The organism is Parabacteroides caecihominis (assembly GCF_023656785.1).
Classification (GTDB): domain Bacteria; phylum Bacteroidota; class Bacteroidia; order Bacteroidales; family Tannerellaceae; genus Parabacteroides; species Parabacteroides segnis.
The window spans coordinates 118,830-138,792 of sequence record NZ_JAMOKS010000001.1; the positions used below are offsets into that span (position 1 = coordinate 118,830).

Annotated in this window: 9 protein-coding genes; 3 read left to right on the forward strand and 6 right to left on the reverse strand. The window is 42.6% G+C overall.

The window, feature by feature from the left end:
* Positions 1 to 3 precede the first annotated feature (3 nt).
* Both NBH14_RS00310 and NBH14_RS00315 read left to right on the forward strand, forming a co-directional pair.
* Positions 4 to 2,028, forward strand: a complete 2,025-nt coding sequence (locus NBH14_RS00310) for a RagB/SusD family nutrient uptake outer membrane protein (protein WP_186957875.1) — start codon at positions 4 to 6, stop codon at positions 2,026 to 2,028.
* Between the two features lie 109 nt (positions 2,029 to 2,137).
* Complete coding sequence (locus tag NBH14_RS00315) at positions 2,138 to 3,826, forward strand: DUF4091 domain-containing protein (protein ID WP_186957876.1); 1,689 nt, start codon at positions 2,138 to 2,140, stop codon at positions 3,824 to 3,826.
* A gap of 63 nt (positions 3,827 to 3,889) precedes the next feature.
* Here NBH14_RS00315 and NBH14_RS00320 read toward each other — a convergent pair whose 3' ends face one another.
* From NBH14_RS00320 to NBH14_RS00340, 5 genes are all read right to left on the reverse strand, one after another.
* A complete protein-coding gene (locus NBH14_RS00320; RefSeq protein ID WP_186957877.1) occupies positions 3,890 to 5,347 on the reverse strand; it encodes a right-handed parallel beta-helix repeat-containing protein in 1,458 nt (485 codons plus the stop codon).
* A 90-nt stretch (positions 5,348 to 5,437) separates the two neighbouring features.
* Positions 5,438 to 7,078, reverse strand: a complete 1,641-nt coding sequence (locus NBH14_RS00325; RefSeq protein WP_186957878.1) for a RagB/SusD family nutrient uptake outer membrane protein — start codon at positions 7,076 to 7,078, stop codon at positions 5,438 to 5,440.
* Between the two features lie 11 nt (positions 7,079 to 7,089).
* Positions 7,090 to 9,852: a SusC/RagA family TonB-linked outer membrane protein gene (locus NBH14_RS00330; RefSeq protein WP_186957879.1), complete on the reverse strand. Its 2,763-nt coding sequence runs from the start codon at positions 9,850 to 9,852 to the stop codon at positions 7,090 to 7,092.
* Between the two features lie 28 nt (positions 9,853 to 9,880).
* A complete protein-coding gene (locus NBH14_RS00335) occupies positions 9,881 to 11,641 on the reverse strand; it encodes a RagB/SusD family nutrient uptake outer membrane protein (protein ID WP_186957880.1) in 1,761 nt (586 codons plus the stop codon).
* 13 nt (positions 11,642 to 11,654) lie between these two features.
* Positions 11,655 to 14,864 (reverse strand): SusC/RagA family TonB-linked outer membrane protein, encoded by a 3,210-nt coding sequence (locus tag NBH14_RS00340; protein WP_186957881.1) that lies wholly within the window; start codon positions 14,862 to 14,864, stop codon positions 11,655 to 11,657.
* A gap of 324 nt (positions 14,865 to 15,188) precedes the next feature.
* On the opposite strand from NBH14_RS00340, the gene NBH14_RS00345 reads away from it, so the two are divergent.
* The gene (locus NBH14_RS00345; RefSeq protein WP_186957882.1) at positions 15,189 to 19,133 is read left to right on the forward strand and encodes a two-component regulator propeller domain-containing protein; all 3,945 of its coding nucleotides are present in this window, start codon (positions 15,189 to 15,191) and stop codon (positions 19,131 to 19,133) included.
* Positions 19,134 to 19,221: 88 nt separating this feature from the next.
* On the opposite strand, the gene NBH14_RS00350 is transcribed toward NBH14_RS00345, so the two are convergent.
* A complete protein-coding gene (locus tag NBH14_RS00350) occupies positions 19,222 to 19,917 on the reverse strand; it encodes a TapB family protein (RefSeq protein WP_186957883.1) in 696 nt (231 codons plus the stop codon).
* Positions 19,918 to 19,963: the final 46 nt, after the last annotated feature.

The window sequence follows — 19,963 nt, forward strand, 5'->3', positions numbered from 1 at the left end:
TATATGAAACTGAATTTAAAAAATATATGTATCTGTTCGATGGTTGCAACCATAGGACTGGTTATGCCGGCCTGCAACGATTTCCTGGACAGAAAACCAGTCTCAAGCATTACGCCGGAGCAATATTTCAATTCAGCAGAGGAATTGGCCGCGTATGCCGTGAATTATTATACAACGATCATTGCCAACTATGCCGGCGGATATAATGCCGGTCCTATCAACGCCGACGGCGATACGGATAATATGGTTGTAGGTGAAGCGAACACGAATTACTATGCTCCCGGACGCTGGTTGGTTCCTTCAAGCTCGAAAATCGATTTCAGCCTGATCCGTGCTATGAACTATTTCCTGGAAACCGTATTGCCGAAATATGAAGCAGGTGTGATCACTGGTGCCGAAGAAGATATAAAACACTATATCGGCGAGATCTATTACATGCGTGCCCTTGTTTATTTTGATCGTATGACTACCTATGGCGACTTCCCGATCATTACGCAAGTATATCCCGACCGGACAGAAGAACTGGTAGAGGCCAGCAAACGCGCCCCGCGTAATGAAGTAGCCCGTTTCATCCTGGAAGACCTCGACAAGGCCATCTCCATGTTGAAAACAGGAAGTGCTTATAATAAGGTACGCATCAACCGGGAACTTGCCTTGTTGACGAAATCGAGAGTAGCCTTATTTGAAGGTACATTCGAGAAATACCATCAAGGCACACCACGTGTTCCGGGTGAACAGGGATGGCCGGGAGCTACCATGTCATACAATCAGGGAAAATCATTCAATATCGACAGCGAAATCAACTTTTTCCTGACCGAAGCAATGAATGCGGCAAAAGAAGTTGCTGATAATCTTTCTCTGGTTCAGAATTCCCAGGTAGAAAACCCGGCGGTCAACCAGCTATACGGCTGGAATCCATACTTCGAGATGTTCAGTATGCCGGACCCAAGTTCGGTAAATGAAGTGATCTTATGGAGACAGTTCGATGCAGACCTGAGTGTGACACACGGATATATGCCTTATATTCAACAAGGTGGTAACAACGGTATGACTAAAAGTTATGTCGATGCCTACCTGATGGAAAACGGCTTGCCTATTTATGCGGCAAACTCCGGTTATAAAGGTGATGTAAGTATCGATGAACAGAAAACAAATCGCGACGGCCGTCTGCAATTGTTCCTCTTCGGGGAAACGACTGCATTGTCTAGCGAAGATTCGATCGGTTACTACGATGCACCCACCGTAATCGGGTTGACGGAACACCGCGACCGTACCGGTTTCCGCATCCGCAAACATTATTGCTATGATATGACCCAGATCAGAAGTGGTATCCGCGGTACGAACGGTTTGATTGTTGCCCGTGCCGCTGAAGCTTACCTGAACTATATCGAGGCTTCTTACGTGAAAAACGGATCAATAGACAATACGGCTGCTACTTATTGGCGACAGATACGTGAACGCGCAGGCGTAGATCCGGATTTCAGCAAAACGATTGCGGCTACCGATCTCTCCAAAGAACCCGACTGGGGTGTTTATTCCGGCTCTCAGAAAGTGGATGAAACCTTATATAATATACGCCGTGAACGTCGTTGCGAATTTATCGGCGAAGGTTTCAGACAGAGAGATTTGTTACGTTGGAGATCATTTGACGCCCTGTTTACGGAAAATATGGGAACCTATATTCCCGAAGGCGTGAATTTCTGGACTGAACTATACAAGAACAGGGCCTACCTGAAAGTAGACGAGGCCGGAAACATCACTTCCGAATCCGGTTTGATCGAACAGGCCGACGGTCTTTCTTCCGCCAACGTTTCCAACCGTAACGACAGCAAGTATTTGCGTCCGTACCGGGTGATTAAGGAAAACAACGAGGTATGGAACGGTTACCAATGGCAGAAAGCCTATTATCTGTCTCCGATATCCGTATTGGATATGACACTGGCTTCGCCGGACGGAACCCTGGAGGGTACTTATCTCTATCAGAATCCGTATTGGCCAACAACGGCTAGTTCATCGGCATTGGAATAAAGTTTCTCAGCATACATCGATAACTCAATTAACTCAGTAAGTATTCGTGAGAATCCTTACTGAGTTTTCTCCATTTCTGTATCAATCATAAGTTTAAAAACTATATACCATGAAACATCTTACTTATCTGCTATTTTGTATTATGTTGGTTGCATGTACAAATTCTTCAAACACAGAAGATATTATCAGTTTTGAACGAGTTGATCCTTTCCTGAAAATATTCAAGGAATCAAACTTCTTTCCCGAATATAACGAGACGGAAGTAGCGGCAGCCGGAGAACATGCTACATTTCAATTTGCTATCCGTAGTGCGGCCGCATTAAAAGACCTCTCCATAGAAGTTTCCCCTTTCACAAACGAAGAGGGAGCAACCTTACCGGCCGTACGTCCCGGATTTGTCGATTATGTACGGGTCAGCCGTCAAACACCCGACCGGGCCAAAGACGCAATCCCGTCTTTATCCCGTTATTATCCGGACCCCATCATTGAAAAAGACCAGTGGAATGTCGACCGCGATATGGCACAACCTATCTGGTTGACCGCCGCTATCCCGTCGGATGCCACTCCCGGAGTCTATAAAGCAACCTTCCGCCTAACCGGAAAAACCGCCAATAAAAACTTCCGGCTGGAAAAAGAGATTCAAATAAAGGTATATCCGGTCGTTATGGAAGAACCTTCTTTATGGGTAACCAATTGGTTCAGAACATCTCCTCAAAAAATGAAAACATTCAACGGAGGCAAGGATGTAGAACTTTACTCTCCCGCTTACTGGGAGATGATCAAAGAATTGGCCCTGAAACTAAAGGAATGCTATTCCAATGTAATACTTATCTCCCCGCTGCAATACATCGAGTTTATCGAAAAGGACGGAGTTTATGCATTCGACTATACCCAATTCGATAAAATGATCTCGATATTCAAAGAGGCCGGCGTATTGAAGATGATCGAGGGAGGACATATTGCCGGGCGTTCCGGTAACTGGGACAGCCAATTCGAACCGTATATACCCGAATATAAAGACGGGAAAAAGATAATGGTCCAATACCCGATGGCTTCCGAAAAAGCACAAAACTTTTACAAGCAATTTATCCCCAGCCTGATGGCTCATTTAAAAGAGCATAAAATGGGAGAAATCTATGCGCAACATATTGCAGACGAGCCAATCAGTTCGAATATAAAAAGTTATGTCGAAATTGCCCGATTCGTCAAACAGCAGGCTCCGGAAATCAAAATCATCGAGGCTTGTCACTCACATGATTTGGAAAACACGCTGGATATATGGGTTCCTCAGCTGAATTATTACAAAGACGGATATGATTTCTATTGCGATCGGCAGAAGAAAGGCGACGAGGTATGGTTTTACACGTGCCTGGCTCCCCAAGGAGATTTTGCCAACCGGTTCCTGGAACAGCCTCTTATCAAAACCCGGTTAATCCATTGGCTGAACTTCAAATACGGTGCAACCGGTTATCTGCACTGGGGATTCAATCAATGGTTCTCTGATGATGATCCTTATACGGAAACAACCAGAATGAATACGGAAAGCGGAAACACATTACCCGGCGGAGATAGCTGGATAGTTTATCCGGATAACGGAAAATTATATGGTTCCATCCGCCTGGAAGCCATGCGTGACGGCATCGCTGATTACACGTTATTAAAGATGCTGGAAAAGAAAAATCCCGAACTGGCCAAAGAACTTTGCCGCCTGACAGTATTCCACTGGACACTTTACGACACGGAAGGAGATCATTTCCGGGAAACAAGAAGACAGATATTGGAGGCGTTGTCAGAATAGAATAAAAAAGAGAGTGAATTCTAATATCCTTCAAGGAATTCACTCTCTTTTAAACAACACTCCCTATTGTTGTTTTAACCTTTTAATCACTTTCTCCCTCAAGTAGTCAGGGAAATTCTCATGAAAAGGAAATCCGGAAGTAAAATCCGGTTCTTTTTCGATAGCATTCCGATCATCCGGTTTATTTATAAAATTACCGTAAAAGACATTTCCATCAAACTGAGTGGCTTTACTACCACCTGTTATGAACTTATATTCCAGATCATCGTTTATTACATAAAAAATATTTTTATTGAACACCGTATTTTCCGGCCAGGGCCCTCCCCAGTTATCCATGATAAGTACCGAACGGTCTATCTCCGGTGAAGGCTTTTTCATAATAACAATCACATTTTCTTCAATAGCGGTCTGTTTAGCCGGTCCGGAAATATGTATAACCGGAGAGAACCAGCCGGGACGTGTCGGATAAGCACGCAAACCGTCGTTGATACTTACATTATGACGGATTATCGTATTTTCCGTTCCTATATTATAAGGTTTACCCAAAGTATTACCCTCGTTACACACCATCACAAAACCTCCGGCATTATCATGGCTGAAATTGTATTGGATAACGGTATTACGGCAATTGTAATCCGAATCGAAAGCCTGCCCGTCCCATTTGGCATTCTGTCCGCTTACCTCATTAAACTGGATAATCGTGTTATCACAACCCCAGGGCCAGATACCGGCAGCGGCATCTTCTATCCGCAGAAGATCCGGACTATCCCTTACTATATTATGTTCAACCAATGCACCGTCGCAGGCTATAGGAACAATCCCGTCTCCCGGAACCTGCTCGATCAGGTTCCCCCTGATAACGACATTCAGACTGGGAAACCATTTATCACGGTCACTATTACCATTACCGGTTATTCCATTCCGTTGGCAACGGTAAATATGGCAGTTCTCTATCAGTAAATCAACAAAACGGGTCGGCACTTCATCTCCCCCGTTATGCCAGTAAATTCCGTTTCCGGCTCCTTCATTCTTTATACAGCTCCCGTTCACATCCCTGACAGTCAGATTCTTCAAATGGATATGATGCACATCGCCTTTATCCCAAGCATAAATAATAATACCATTTCTACCGGGATCCGGTTTTTCCCCTTTATTGGTAACTTCCAGATTATTCAGTTCCCAATACTCAAGTCCTTCCAGCAGTATCGTATGTTGTTTCTGACCGTCTCCATGCAAGATAGGCTTCCCTCCGTCTCCATATTTATCGACCATCACCGGTTTTCCTTCGCTCCCGCTACCTTTCGGTTCAAACTGACCGACATATTCAGTCCCCGATTTAAATAAAATCTTATCACCCGGTTCAAAGACTTGTTTGTTCAATTTATCGAGACTCTTCCAAGCTTCTGTCGGTGAAGACCCTTCATTCGCGTCATCTCCGGTTATGCTATCCACATAAAAGGTTCGCTGTGTTGAGGTACAGGCACATAATAACAATGCCAGTACGAAAGTGTACATTTTCATTTTCTAAAGTTCTATTGTTTCTAAATCGAGGTATTATAAAGAGAAGCCACCGCAAACAGGTTTAGAGTGGCTTCTCTGCTCATTTTATTCTTACCAATCAGGATTTTGTTTCAAAAGTGGATTTTTAAACAATTCTTCATTGGATACAGGATACAGATACATTTTGTCACTCCATGTGCGCTTGTCAACAAGCTGACGTGTATAAATCAACCCGTCGTTCTGTTTCTCAATCTTCACCCCATAAATATCCATTGTCTGAGGAGCGATTTTCCATCTTCTGACATCCCAGAACCGATGGTCTTCAAAAGCAAGTTCTACCCGGCGCTCATTCCTGATCCGTTCAAGAAAATCATCCGAAGCAACTCCCGGCATTCCGGCACGAGCCCTGACTTTGTCGATGGCCGCCCGTGGAGATAACGTAAACGTATTATCCGTATAGTCCGGATTGCCGTAGGCCTCATAAAGAGCTTCCGCATAGTTCAATAAAATCTCCGCATATCTGAAAAGTACCCAGACATGACGCTCGGTAGTCGTATTGTTCGGATTCAAACTGATTGTTTCGACAACATATTTCTTCAAATAATAGCCTGTCGGTGTCGCACCATCCAAAGGCGCTCCGTTCTTACCTCCTACAAAAGTCTCAACAGTTGCATTCTTGAAAGTAGAACCGTTCGTCAGAACAGTCTTAAACAAGCGGGGATCCCTCTTTTCCGGATTGTACATATTATCGATATGTTCCTGGTTTCCCCAGTCGAACCGGCTTCCATCCTTCATTTCAAAAGCATCCACTAAATTTTGTGTAGGACAGGTTCCGGAGTTTCCTCCCTCATAACCGATAGGGAAATTCAGTTTTTCGAAATCATTTGAATTACCTCTGCGCGTTTCCAGAATCAGTTCTTTGGAAGCCAGATTATTCCATATTTGTTCATCTACCAGTTGATACCGCCCGTCCGATTCAACCTTATCGATCAGTTGTTTGGCCGCTTTAGCCGCTGCAATCCATTTTTCCTGACCAGCCGTCCCGGCATATAAAGGGCTGGCTGCATACAGTAACGTTCTTGATTTCAAGGCCATCACGGCTCCCTGGGTGATACGGCCCGTTTCATATCCCGGCACATCTTTATAGGATACAGGCAGCTTATCCATGATCTCATCGCATTCACTGACAATAAAATCAATCACTTTATCAAAATCAGAAGGAGTCACGCTATTCGCCTCATCGAGTTCCAGGCATTCCGTAATCAGCGGGACGTTCTTATACCGTTTGGCCAACTCGAAATAGTAGAAGGCACGTAAAAAACGAGCTTCATACGGATAATACTGATATTGCTGCATCAAAGTCTCATAATTATCATTCCATTCAATATTGGTAAAGTCTTCCTGATAATTATTCAGAAACATATTAGCAGAACGGATTGCGGTATAGTAAGTGCCCCACACATTATCGATTGTCAGGATAGGACTCCACGAACCGTTATTATACCGGATGATGCCCGATGTATTCCAAGCATATTCCGCTTCATCGGTCGCCGCTGCCCGGGTCGCTCCGTCAAAATTACCGAAATCGGCGGGTAAATATGAATATACGGTGGTAAGCATACCTTTTGCTCTTTCAAAATAGGTGAACATATCTTCTTTGTCAAATCCGGACGATTCATTATAATCCAGATAATTGCAGGAAGACATACACACTGCAAAAGCAAATATGGCAGATAATATTTTCTTATTCATAATGTCTATTTTTAAAAATCAAGAGTTAATCCAATGTTATATGATCTGAAAGATGGATAGGTAGCATACATTTGCTCCGGGTCCATATCTTTCACATGGTCAAATGAAAACAGATTCATACCTCTGGCAAACAGGTTGATATTGCTGAGTCTGATCTTGTTTACCCATGATTTAGGTAAAGTATAGGCCAACTCCACATTTCTCAGTTTCAGGAAATTGCCGTTTTCAGCCCAGATAGAACTTTCCCTGAAATTATTATCATTCTGTTTAGTTGTCAGACGCGGATACCGGGCATTGGTATTCTCCGGTGTCCAGCGATTTTCCAGATAATGTTGAGAGACGTTCTTATTACCGACCAAAGGACGGTACATACTTGACATATTTCTAACTAACGTATAGTTAGCTACTCCCTGAAAATCTGCTTTCAAACTCACATTCTTATATCCTAATCCAATTGAAAACCCGTACATAATTTCCGGCAAAACAGTACTGTAACCGATAGCCACCTTATCATAATCATCGATCACCTTATCACCATTCTGATCTTTATACTTTACATCGCCCGGAACCACATTGGAAAAAGATTGTACAGGACTGCCCGCTATATCTGCCTCATCCTGAAAGAAGCCGATTGCCTCCAAACCATAATACTGCCCGATCCGGTTTCCTGTATTTTTCAGGTAATCATACGGTTTATATCCTTCGTCCATATTTACAATCTCATTACGGGCAAAAGTGAAATTACCAGCCAGCATATAGGTGAAATCTCCGATACGGTCACGCCAGGAAAGACCGGCTTCAAATCCATAGTTCTTAACTTCGCCATCATTCAAAATCGGTGTGCTGACTCCCAACACGGAAGAGTAAATAGCAGATGAGTTCACCAGAATATTCGTCCGCTTTTCATAAAAGACATCCGCTGATAAAGACAACCGCTTGAATACTTCCATATCGATGCCGAAGTTAAACTTATAGGCTGTTTCCGGCTTCAATTTCAAATTAGGCAAACGAAACTCGCCATTACCGGATACAGAGTTATTATTATCTCCAAAAAAATAGGAGCTGATGCCCGTTTTGAAATAATATTTATCATAATCATAAGCAAAGCGATCACTTCCGGTAATACCCCACGAAGCCCTTGCTTTCAGATAATCTATCGCTGTAACTTCTTTCATAAAGTCTTCGGAAGAAATGACCCAACCAGCAGAAATAGCAGGAAAAAATGCATACTTATCAGAACTTCCCAACACACTCGACCCGGAATAAGTCAACACTAGATCAGCCAGATACTTGCTTTTATAAGCATAGCTTGCATTCCCTATATAACTCTGCCGTCTATACGTATTATTAATTCCTTTCAGGGAATTTTCTTCCTGATGGTAAATGACCGCAGCATTCAGTTGATGCATATCCTGCCAGTTTTTTTCGTAATTGACTTTTGCCTCAAACGTTGTTACACGGTTCTGATATCCCAAGCTGGAACTGAAAGACAAATCCGTTTCCTGTCCGTAACGTGTACGGGTTATATCGATAATAGTACCTCCGTTATCCCTGACCGGCTGCAAACTTTCATACAGATAATTCTTTGTTTTATTATCCCAATAGCTGGCCCGGTTATCATAAGCAATAGCAAGCTCTGCACTCAAACCGGAAGTAAGAACCGACAGGTCCTGGATAATCCGCAAGTCGGCATATAAAGCCCGGTCATTTCCAACGGAAAAACCTTTAGCCACCGATTCTGCAACAGGATTTTTGCGCACATTATCGCCGCCCCATACACCAGTACTCGTCTTTACCGGGAAAGCCGCTGCCGGAACATCGTAGATCATCGGGAACAAAGTCGAATACTCCGTTGCCGGACGATTATGTTGCGACAATTCACCCAACAAGTTCAATTTTACCAGCGTGAGTTTTGTCGCATTAATATCGAGGTTCGCCCTGGCACTCAGTTTATCCCACGACATCTGACTGGAATAATCCGGACTGAAATAGTTCTCATTCATAAAACCGTTATCACCGATGTAATTGATTGCGGCAAAATAACTCACATTCTTTCCTCCCCCGGTAAAAGAAGCATTAAACTGATGAGTCGTCCCTTTATTTCTCAAGACTTCATCCTTCCAGTTCACATTCGGGAAAAGTTCCGGGTTGGAACCCGTACGGAAAGCTTCCAGATCAGAGTTGCTATACAAAGCGGACAGTCCGTCCATCCGTAAAGCTTCGTTCATTGCCAATGCATACGTATATCCGTCCGCCATATCGGGGAGACGGAATGGAGTATTTATCCCGAACTGATAGCTAGCATGCACTTTCATTCCTTCCAAAATACCGCGTTTGGTAGTCACCAGAATGACACCGTTTGCCCCCCGTACACCATACAAGGCCTGTGATGCAGCATCTTTCAGAACCGTAACACTCTCTATCTCATCCTGTGACAAGGAACTGAGGGGACGTTCAAAACCGTCGATTAGAACCAAAGGAGTTCCTGTCCCCATCGTGGCAAGACCTCTCACATACATTGTCGGATCATTATCCCATGCTACAGTCGAGCCTTGCAGACTGATCAATCCGGGAAGTCTTCCATACAAGGAATTTGCTGGATTAATATCAGACGTTTTAGAGGCATCCATATATATTGTGGAAACAGCTGCCGTACTTTCTTCACTGGGAACAGACAGATTAAATCCACGGTTTACCATTTTTGTATCCTGTGCATACGAGAAAACAGACACAGACAAAAATGCAGCTACATATATTTCTTTTATTATTTTCATAACCTGCTTTTATGATTTATCAAATGAATTACCATCCCGGATTCTGGACCAATCCATAACCTTTATTAATTTCTTCAGGCGGGAATGCACACAAATACCATTTAGGTGACCAGTTCTTCTTCCAGTAACGTTCGGCCAACTGCCATTTTTCATATTTATAAGAACCGTCTGCCTGACGCCAGGTTTTTACACCGTACAGAGGTTTGGTAAAATCTTCCGCACGTTTCCAACGGACCAGGTCAAACCATCTGATCTCCTCAAAACCAAATTCCACGGCACGTTCATTCAGTACCATTTCACGGAATTGCTCCTGTGACAGATTACGCTGCAACTTCGGTAAGCCGACCCGTCCACGGACTTTGTCTACCCACTCATAAGCTTCGCCCGTACGTCCGAGTTCATTCAAAGCTTCTGCATAACTCAAATAAATCTCAGCCAGACGCAAATAAGGCCAGTGAATAACCGAACCGGTCAGAGTGGCATAATCATGTTCACGAAGGAACTTACGCATAACGGAACCGGTACGGCAACGCGTATCATTTTCCGTTTTCTGTTCTTGCCCACCGATATAGGTTTCAGCTGTACGCCCCTGCCATTTGTCGCCGTTAATAACAAGAGTCTCATACAACCGGGGGTCTCTGCCTTCGAACGGATTGACGCCCTGCGGTATATTATCCCAATCTATATTAAAAGACGTACCGTCAGCATTACCGAACATATCCATATAATTCAATGTCGGACAGCTACAACCATACCAGCCAGCCGACTGCATAAAATAAAAATCTCCATTCCAGATATCCGGACAAGTATAAGCTACACGAGTAGATATCAGCACCTCACCGTTTCTTCTTTTATACCATGCATCCTGAAAATCCTGTCGGTAATCGCCCGTTTCAACCAACTGATAGTAATAAGAACCCGAGTTGTTAGCCTGTTCAAATTCTTTACAGGCATCCACAACATCCTGCCAGCGTTGGTCAGATTTATTTCCATACCAAACCATCAGGTTCGTACTGGCTTCGCCATCCAGATAAGGCTGGCCGTCATTGAACAAAGGACTGGCTGCAAATAATAAAACACGCACCTTCAATCCGAGTGCAGCAGCTTTGGTAAAGCGCCCGTCTTCTTCCACCGATACCTGCCAGGGAAGTACAGCAGCGGCTTCATTACACAAGTTGATGATAAAATTGACTGTCTTTTCAATGGTTTCACGCGGATAATTATAGTCATCACCCGGATAAATAGCTTTATCAATCAAAGGCAAGCCGCCAAAATGACGCATCATTTGAGTGTACTGTACTGCTATCACCATCTTGGCTTCACCCTTACGGATAGCCTTTTCTTCTGCTGTCATATCCGGTACCCTGTCTACATTTTCCAGGAAAATATATGCCTTACGGATGGCTTCCCAACTGCGTTCTTTTGTGTAAGCATACATTACATCATAGGTATCGGCAACCGATGCATTATATTGTCCGTTATAATAATGACGTTCCGCACCACATCCCCATCCCAGGTAAGACTGGCAAAGATCGGTTGTCGATTCAAGCAAGTCTACTCCCAGTTTGTCTTCAGCAGCATCCCAACTGTACATAACCCCATAGGGCAAATGCCTGTAAGCCGCAGCCAAAGCACGTTCGGCATACTGCTTGGATGCAAAAATCGTATCCAGGGTAACATCAGCTCCCGGACCCTTTTCCAGAAAATCATCGCCTATTTTCAGGTCGTTACAAGAACCGAAATACAAAGAGGCGGCTATTATAGATATAGGTATTAATAATCTTTTCATACTATTTGTATCATTAGAAATTTACATTCACTCCAAAATTGTAAATACGCGTATTGGGATACTTGTTCTTATTACTGATTTTTGATTCCGGGTCGATAAATCCCAGATGGTCAAATGTCAGCAGGTTATACCCATTGGCAAACACCCTGAGTTTCTGGATACCGACTTTCTTCAACACATCCGCATTCAACGTATATCCTACCTCCAGGTTCTTCAGACGCAAATAAGAAGCATCTCTCACCCAGAAATCCGACATTTGCGAGTTATGCATTCTGTTGGTTTGGGTAAAACGCGGGAATTGGGCCGATTGCCCTTTCTCTTCTGTCCAACGTTCCTCGACCATCCATTTCATCAGGGGAGCGTCACCGGTATTGAACGGACGGGTAAAGTCTTCTTCCAAACGTCTGGAAACGTTAGTTGCCCCTGTCCAATTCATCGAGAAGTCAAAACCTTTATATTCGAATCCGGCATTCAAGCCAAATATATATTCGGGATTTTCTCCATAACCAAAATAAGTTTTATCATCCCCGTCGATTACTCCGTCATTATTCAGGTCTTTGAACAAAATATCACCAGGCTTAAATGTTCCCGATTGTGCTGGGATTCCGGTAATAGTCGAACCATCCTCATTAAAGTCTTTTGCCTCGAAGAAACGGTCGAAGACATATCCGTAATTCAAACCGATAGAACGTCCTGTTTCATACATATAAGGTTCATTCTGTGGAATTTCATCTTTATAGACAATCTCATTTCTGGAGAAAGAGATATTTCCTTTCAACCAGTAGCGAAACTTGCTGCCAATTTTATCGTTCCATCCCAAAGAGATTTCATACCCTTTATTGTTCACTTTGCCCAAATTGACAGCAGGCAGGTCGGCTGCAACGAATCCCGGAACTGTATTTTGCTGGATAAGAATATCTTTACGTTTCTCAAAAAATACATCCAGAGAGAAACTCAAACGCTGATCCAGCAGGTTCATATCCAAGCCGTAGTTTTGTTTGGCAGCCTTCTCCCAGGTAACATCCGGATTTCCCAGAATCAGTTCCGATGCACCCGGATAAGCCTGCGGCGTATTCACTCCCCAATAATATCCGCCCGAACTGGCTGAATATGAGTCCGGCAAATACAAGAAACGTTTATATTCATTCAATATATCATTACCAACCAGACCGTAAGAAGCTCTTAATTTAAGGAAGCTGATAAAATCTACCTGCTTCATAAACTTCTCTTCCGATATCACCCAACCGAGTGAGGCCGCCGGAAAAAATCCGTACCGTTTACCCGGTGCAAAGTTTTCCGAACCGTTATAACCGGCATTGAAATCGACCAGATAGCGATCTTTATAAGCATAAGTGACGCGCCCAACCAATCCCAAATATCCTTTCGGGATATCCGTATTAGCCTTGGGATAATACTGTTTGGTCATATTATACAAAAGCAAGCCGCCGACTTTATGATCCCCGAAAGTACGGTCGTAACGCAAACTGGCCTCTACATACCAGTCGCGCGTCTTGGTACTCCAGTCTTCCGACGCAGACAAAGCACTCGCTGTACCTTCAAGTTGATACACAATCGTATGATCAAAATTAGGATCATCAATGGCCAATCCCGGATCGGTCAGACTGGATTTATAGACCGGAGTATACGATTCCATCGAGCCGTTCCATGATTTACTTCCCGTATAAGAGGTATTGTAAGCTCCTTTAATATTAAAAGAAAGACCTTTGGTGATAAAATCTAGTTTCTGCGTTAAATCCATATCCAGATTCATCGTATTTTGCGAAGCCTCTGTATATCCTTTTCCATAATACATGGAGAACAGGTTACGCATTGTCATCGGGATATAACGGTTTTTAATCTGAACCAGATTTCCATCTACAAAGCCCGGACTGGAGAATGGCTGCACACGGAGAATCTCCATCCATAAATTGTTTTGTTCGCCGAACTTAGGATCTTTCTTTGTTTCCAGACGTCCGCCCAACCCCAATTTCAAAGTAGTGCTCTTAGTTACGTTAATGTCGAGATTCGCCCGGTAATTATAACGGTTGTTTTTATAGTTCGGATTATAACTTTCATAAAATCTCTTCAGCAAACCATCCTGATACAGATAACCCAGGGAAATAAAAAACTTCACATCTTTCGTTCCCCCCGAAATATTCAGGTTATGCTGTGTTTGTAAAGATGCTTTCTTAAACATCAAATCTTCCCAGTTCGTATTCGGGAACATGATCGGATCGGCATTCGTCCGGAACATATCCAATACATAAGGCGAGAATCTCAAATCGTTGGGACCTAAATTTGGATTGTCGCTCAATTGCATCTCATTGAAATATTTGGCATGGTCATAACTCCCCATCATTTCCGGAACACGCATCGCTTCACTGATACCGACCGAAGAAGACAGCGATATTTCCGTACGTCCTTCTTTTCCTCTACGTGTCGTTACCAGGATAACTCCATTCGCACCCCGTACACCAAATACGGCCGTTGCCGAAGCATCCTTCAAAACAGTAATATTCTCTATTTCATTAGGGTCCATGCGGAAGAAAGAACGTTCCACCCCATCCACCAGAATCAATGGTTGTGAGCGGGCGCCATCCAAAGAAGCAATACCTCTGACAAATATTTCCGGGTCTTCAGCTCCGGGCTGTCCGCTATACTGAACGGTTGAAATACCCGAAACAGAGCCGGCCAGCATATTACCGATACTAGACGTGGGCGATTTCAACAAATCTTTTGTGTCTATCGAAGAAACAGAGCCGGTCACAGTCAACTTCTTCTGAGTTCCATAAGCGATGATCTGTACCTCTTCCAGCTGAACATTGTCGGAAGCCAAAACAACATTGATGACTTTCCGGTTACCGACTTTTATATCCTGAGGCGTATAACCCAGATAAGAGACCTGAAGAATATCATTATCCGTACATTCAATTTCATAATTTCCATTTATATCAGAAAGAACTCCCTGAGTCGTTCCTTTGATAGAAATCGTGGCTCCTATCATCAATTCGCCAGTGTCGTCACTGACTGTTCCCTTCACCAGCTTTTTCTGTTCTCTTTGCTGGGTTATAGACGGAACATTACTATCCGGACCGGAAGCAAGAGCTGGACTGTTAGCCTCAGCCTGTACATCTGGTCGTATAAACAAAATAAGCAGCAACAGTACGCCGACCTTTTGAAGGGGACTACCTACCAGCTTATACTTAGCCTGTACTTGATTCATAAGTTTAATCGTATTTTTAGTTTAAAGTCAAAATCACCAATCATTTTTCTAAGAGTCCGTTTATTATCCGGAGGTGGTCCTTTCTGCATAATAATTACATTTTTTTTCATCTGATTTTAAATTTAAGATATGCTGACAAATGTATAGTCTGCTTTCAAGAAGGGCGTCAAATCCTGTCTAAAAGTATTCCTCTATTGTACAAACATCTGATTATCAATAAATAATAATCAAGCCTTTTGAATATGATTTTAGAATCTATACTATTTTACCTGTTGGGAAATTCATTGTTTAGCTGTATATTTGTAAAAAAAGTAAAATTAGATTATGAAGTTTTTTCCACATATTGTATACATTATTTTACTCTGTCTTTTACCCGGTACCGGACGGAGCAACAATGCCAGCTATTATTTCAAACAAATAGCAATCGAGCAGGGATTATCACAATCGAGCATCAACTCCATTTTATGCGACCATAAAGGAATACTATGGATAGGAACAAAGTCTGGATTAAACTGCTACGACCAGCATGAACTGAAAAGTTTCTTCAACGAAAAAGACAATAAATATTCACTTCCCGGCAACTATATACAATTTGTTGCAGAAGATTCGCTCAATAATCTTTGGGTTTCCACCAATAAGGGATTGGTTAAATATAATCCCGACTACAACAATTTCGACCCGATTATAAAAGAAAAGATATTTTCTTATCTCTGTATACCCGGAGGGATTCTTTTCGGAGGAGAAAAAACACTTTATCGTTTTGATTATCAGAACAAAAATATTGAACGTACTCATCTCAATACAGAAAATCACTTACGGGAAGCCGGAGAATATTCCATCCTCAGCATATTAAACATAGAAGGGGATAAGGTATTGCTGAACACAAAAAAGCATGGGCTTCTCACCTATAATTATACGACAAACGAGATTTATAAAGACGACTCGTTGCCGTTTACCAATACAGTATCCGCCATTTTTATCAACGCCGAAGGATATATTTACCTATCCCCTTACAGGCAGGGACTTTTCTGCTACGACCCGAAAGGGAAACTGATAGCCCACTACAAAAGCGAAAACTCCAAACTCAGTAATAATATCATTCTCAGCATCCTGGAGAAAGACGGGGATATATGGATAGGAACCGACGGCGGAGGTATCAATATATATCATCCCGCCACAAAAGATTTTACCGTCTTACAACATATTCCGGGAGATGCAAATTCGCTTCCCGTCAATTCCATTACTGTCCTTTATATGGATAATGAAAAGAATCTCTGGGCCGGTAGTGTGAGAGGCGGCATATTCGGAATCAAGGAAACTTATATCAGGACGTATAAAGACGTTGCCTTAAACAACACCAACGGATTAAGTGAAAAAGCCATCACCAGCCTGTACGAAGACAATGACAGTCTTTTATGGATAGGAACAGACGGCGGAGGAATCAATGTATACAACCCATTTACCGATACATTCAAACAATTTACTTCCACCTACGGCGATAAGGTGACTTCCATTACCGGCTTATCCGACACGGAGCTTCTGGTCTCGTTATTCAATCAGGGAATAGTTGTTTTCAACAAAAAAACGGGGAAATACACCCCATTTACCATTGTCAACGACCAGATCAATACAGAAGAATGTTATTACGGCTTTATGCCCCTGGCGCATAAAGTCAGCAACGACAAAATATATATTCTGTCGCTCAGTGCACGTATCTACTATCCTGAGACAAAGACCTTCTCTACCATAAAAACAAAAGAAACCGATTTCTCCCTGGAAGCGCTGAACCTGACCTATGCGGACGATTCACTTATTTTTATGATAAAAGAGAATTATGTCTTACAGACATTACAGAAGAACGACAGCCTATCCCTTCTATTCACCACTGAACCAAGCGAAACTATCCATACCCTTTGTTATGATAAAAAAGGGACCGTCTGGATAGGAAGCGACCAGGGACTCAGCTATTACAATCTGAATGAGAAAGTATTGCACCGGATCAATACCCGGCTTTTCAATAACGTGTCTTATCTTTTCCTCGACGATAAAGGGCGTCTCTGGATAGGTGCACAGAATATGCTCTTTTCGTATGTTATCGATGAAGGGAGATTTATTATCTGGAGCGAATCCGATGGATTTTCGCCGAATGAAATCCTGTTTATGTATCAGGAACAGTCCAAAACAAATAACATTTACCTGGCAGGAACCGACGGACTGGTAAAAATAGATAAGAATATCTCATACAATAATGACCTCCAACCTGAAATAAATTTATCCGATATTCTATTCAACGGAAGCACTTATCTGAAAGAGTTCGATGCAACCCAACGGTCAATTACGGTTCCCTGGAATTACACATCTCTATCGGTCGTGTTCAATATAAACCAGAAAGATATATTCAGAAAAACAATGTTCCGCTACAAAATAGAAGGGGCAAACGAACAATACATCGAATCTTATAACAACAAATTAAATCTGCCGGTACTACTCCCGGGAAGTTATTCGATTATTGCATCCTACAATACGAAAAGCGGGATATGGAGCCAGCCCAAAAAGATACTCACACTCCATATCACCCCGCCCTGGTATAAAAGCAATCTTTTTATTGTCAGCGCAATCCTGTTAATCATAGGAATCATTACTGCTACGGTATATACTATCCTGAAGAAAAAAGAAAACCGACTGAAATGGGAAATGAAAGAACATGAGCAGGCCATGAACGAAGAAAAGATACAGTTCCTGGTCAATATAAGCCATGAACTCAGGACTCCCCTTACACTCATTTACGCTCCGTTGAAAAGACTTATCGACACCAGCCATGAAAATCTGAATCCCGAAGTTATTCACGGCCAGTTAAATACTATTTACAAACAGTCGAGAAAAATGAAAAACCTGATTAACATGGTTCTCGACCTAAACCGCATCAAAACGGAACAGAAGTCTTTACAAAAACAGCCTCATCCGTTAAATAAATGGATAGTCTCCGTCTCCGAAGATTTCAAAACTGAATTAGAGGAAAAGAGTATCCAGCTGATATATCAGCTGGATACTCAGATTGAATCAATCTGGTTCGACGAATGGAAATGCCAAACTATTTTTTCCAATATTCTGATGAATGCCCTTAAATTCTGCGAACCGGAAACACAAATAACAGTATCGACCCAACTGATGGGTAACTACGTCAGAGTCGCCGTCGCAGACCAGGGTATCGGCTTACAGAATGTCGACCCCCGGAAGCTCTTCAACCGTTTTTATCAGGGCAAACACAATAAAAGCGGTAGCGGAATCGGTCTGTCTTATGCCAAAGTATTGATTGAAATGCACGGAGGACACATAGGTGCATATAGTAATCCGGATAAAGGCGCAACCTTCTATTATGAGTTACCCATATCGCCCGAAAGTACAACGTCCGGACAACAGGAAACACAGGAAACAGAAAACAAAGAAAATTTATCTATACCGTTAGACTTGTCCGCGACCGGAATTTCTTGTGCAGGATATTCTTTACTCATCGTAGAAGATAAAGATGAACTCCGGCTTTTCCTGAAAGATTCGTTCAAAGATATATTCAAGCAGGTTTATACCGCAGAAAATGGTCTTGCCGCCCTGGAAATAACGAAAGCCAAACAACCGGATATCATCGTCAGCGACGTCATGATGCCCCAAATGGACGGCTATGAACTCTGTAAGAATATAAAGAACGATATTGAAATCAGCCATATCCCCATCATTCTGCTGACAGCCAAATGCGACCAGGAAAGTACCGAACAAGGGTATAAGCTCGGTGCAGATTTTTATATCCCGAAACCGTTTGAGTTAGACTTCCTGCTGACTATCATTCTTAACTTGCTAAAAAGCCGGGAAGCCATCAAACAAAAATATAAGGAATCTTCTACCCTGCTCCTGCCACAGGAGGCCACAATCAGCAATGCAGACGAACATTTCATGTCGAAGATGAATGAACTGATAGATAATAACCTGGCCAACCCGGACCTCGATGTAAGCTATCTGATGAAAAAGATGACCATGAGCCGTGCTTCCTTATATAATAAGGTAAAGGTTCTTACCGGTATGGGCGTTAACGATTACATTAATAAAATCCGGATAGAGAAAGCCTCTTTGATGCTTATACAAACGGATTTGACCATATCGGAAATATCTTATGAAGTAGGTTTCACTTATCAACGGTATTTCAGTACCATATTTAAACAAGTCAAAGGAATGACTCCAACCCAATTTAAAGAAAAAAACAGAAGGAAAGAGAGCTGACAGGGGAAAAGAAAATACGCCGCCGCTTCACAGCAACAGCGTATCCACTTAAACCGGTCAAACAATTCCAAAAAGGAATATATTTTACTTATTTTACTTCTTCGAGTACGGAGTAAGATTGCAATACATTATTATTATTGTATTGTTCCGTGCGGACTACCCCGATATTGGGAGCATACCATTCATATCCGTAACCTTCGATTGTTTCTTTCGGGGAACGTGATTTGATTTTAAATTTCACCTTCGTGCAATCGAATGTTCCTGCCGGAGTGGTAATCTCTTCGGTTTTCACATATTCGCGGTCGTAAATCGAAATGTTCTTTCTGTCTTTACGATTCTTCTTTGAATAAATGTTGATGACTGCATCGTCGAAATAAACATCATCCGAAGATGCTCCTTGCGCTACGCTCGGATAATTGATTACGGCATCGGTAGCTGCCACTGCGGTATTCGTTGTAGTAACAAAAGATGGATTGGACAGCACCTCTTTCATATCCATAAAGAATTCGCCATCCTGGCAAAAAGCCTCCAGTTCGCCTTTGTCGATAACTGTTCCGCCATTATTGACGAACACGTAATCGGCTTCGACTTCCAGGCCGGATTGTTTACTTTCCACCTCATCCACTACATAAGTCATTACACCTGACAGGTTTCCTTTGCCGTCATAACTCTTTTTCACCAGTTTAGTACCTTTTGTCGTAGGGAAAAAGAATGTACAATCTTGTGCCATAGCCCCGCCTGCCAACATAGCGGCCAAAGCTAACAGTAAAACTTTAGATTTCATATTTCAAAACGTTTAAGTATTAATAATAAGCCGGATATCCAATGCG

Bases quoted from the DNA above. Each gene is read 5' to 3' on its own strand.
- NBH14_RS00310 (WP_186957875.1), top strand. From the start codon at position 4: ATGAAACTGAATTTAAAAAATATATGTATCTGTTCGATGGTTGCAACC.
- NBH14_RS00315 (WP_186957876.1), top strand. From the start codon at position 2,138: ATGAAACATCTTACTTATCTGCTATTTTGTATTATGTTGGTTGCATGT.
- NBH14_RS00320 (WP_186957877.1), bottom strand. From the start codon at position 5,347: ATGAAAATGTACACTTTCGTACTGGCATTGTTATTATGTGCCTGTACC.
- NBH14_RS00325 (WP_186957878.1), bottom strand. From the start codon at position 7,078: ATGAATAAGAAAATATTATCTGCCATATTTGCTTTTGCAGTGTGTATG.
- NBH14_RS00330 (WP_186957879.1), bottom strand. From the start codon at position 9,852: ATGAAAATAATAAAAGAAATATATGTAGCTGCATTTTTGTCTGTGTCT.
- NBH14_RS00335 (WP_186957880.1), bottom strand. From the start codon at position 11,641: ATGAAAAGATTATTAATACCTATATCTATAATAGCCGCCTCTTTGTAT.
- NBH14_RS00340 (WP_186957881.1), bottom strand. From the start codon at position 14,864: ATGAATCAAGTACAGGCTAAGTATAAGCTGGTAGGTAGTCCCCTTCAA.
- NBH14_RS00345 (WP_186957882.1), top strand. From the start codon at position 15,189: ATGAAGTTTTTTCCACATATTGTATACATTATTTTACTCTGTCTTTTA.
- NBH14_RS00350 (WP_186957883.1), bottom strand. From the start codon at position 19,917: ATGAAATCTAAAGTTTTACTGTTAGCTTTGGCCGCTATGTTGGCAGGC.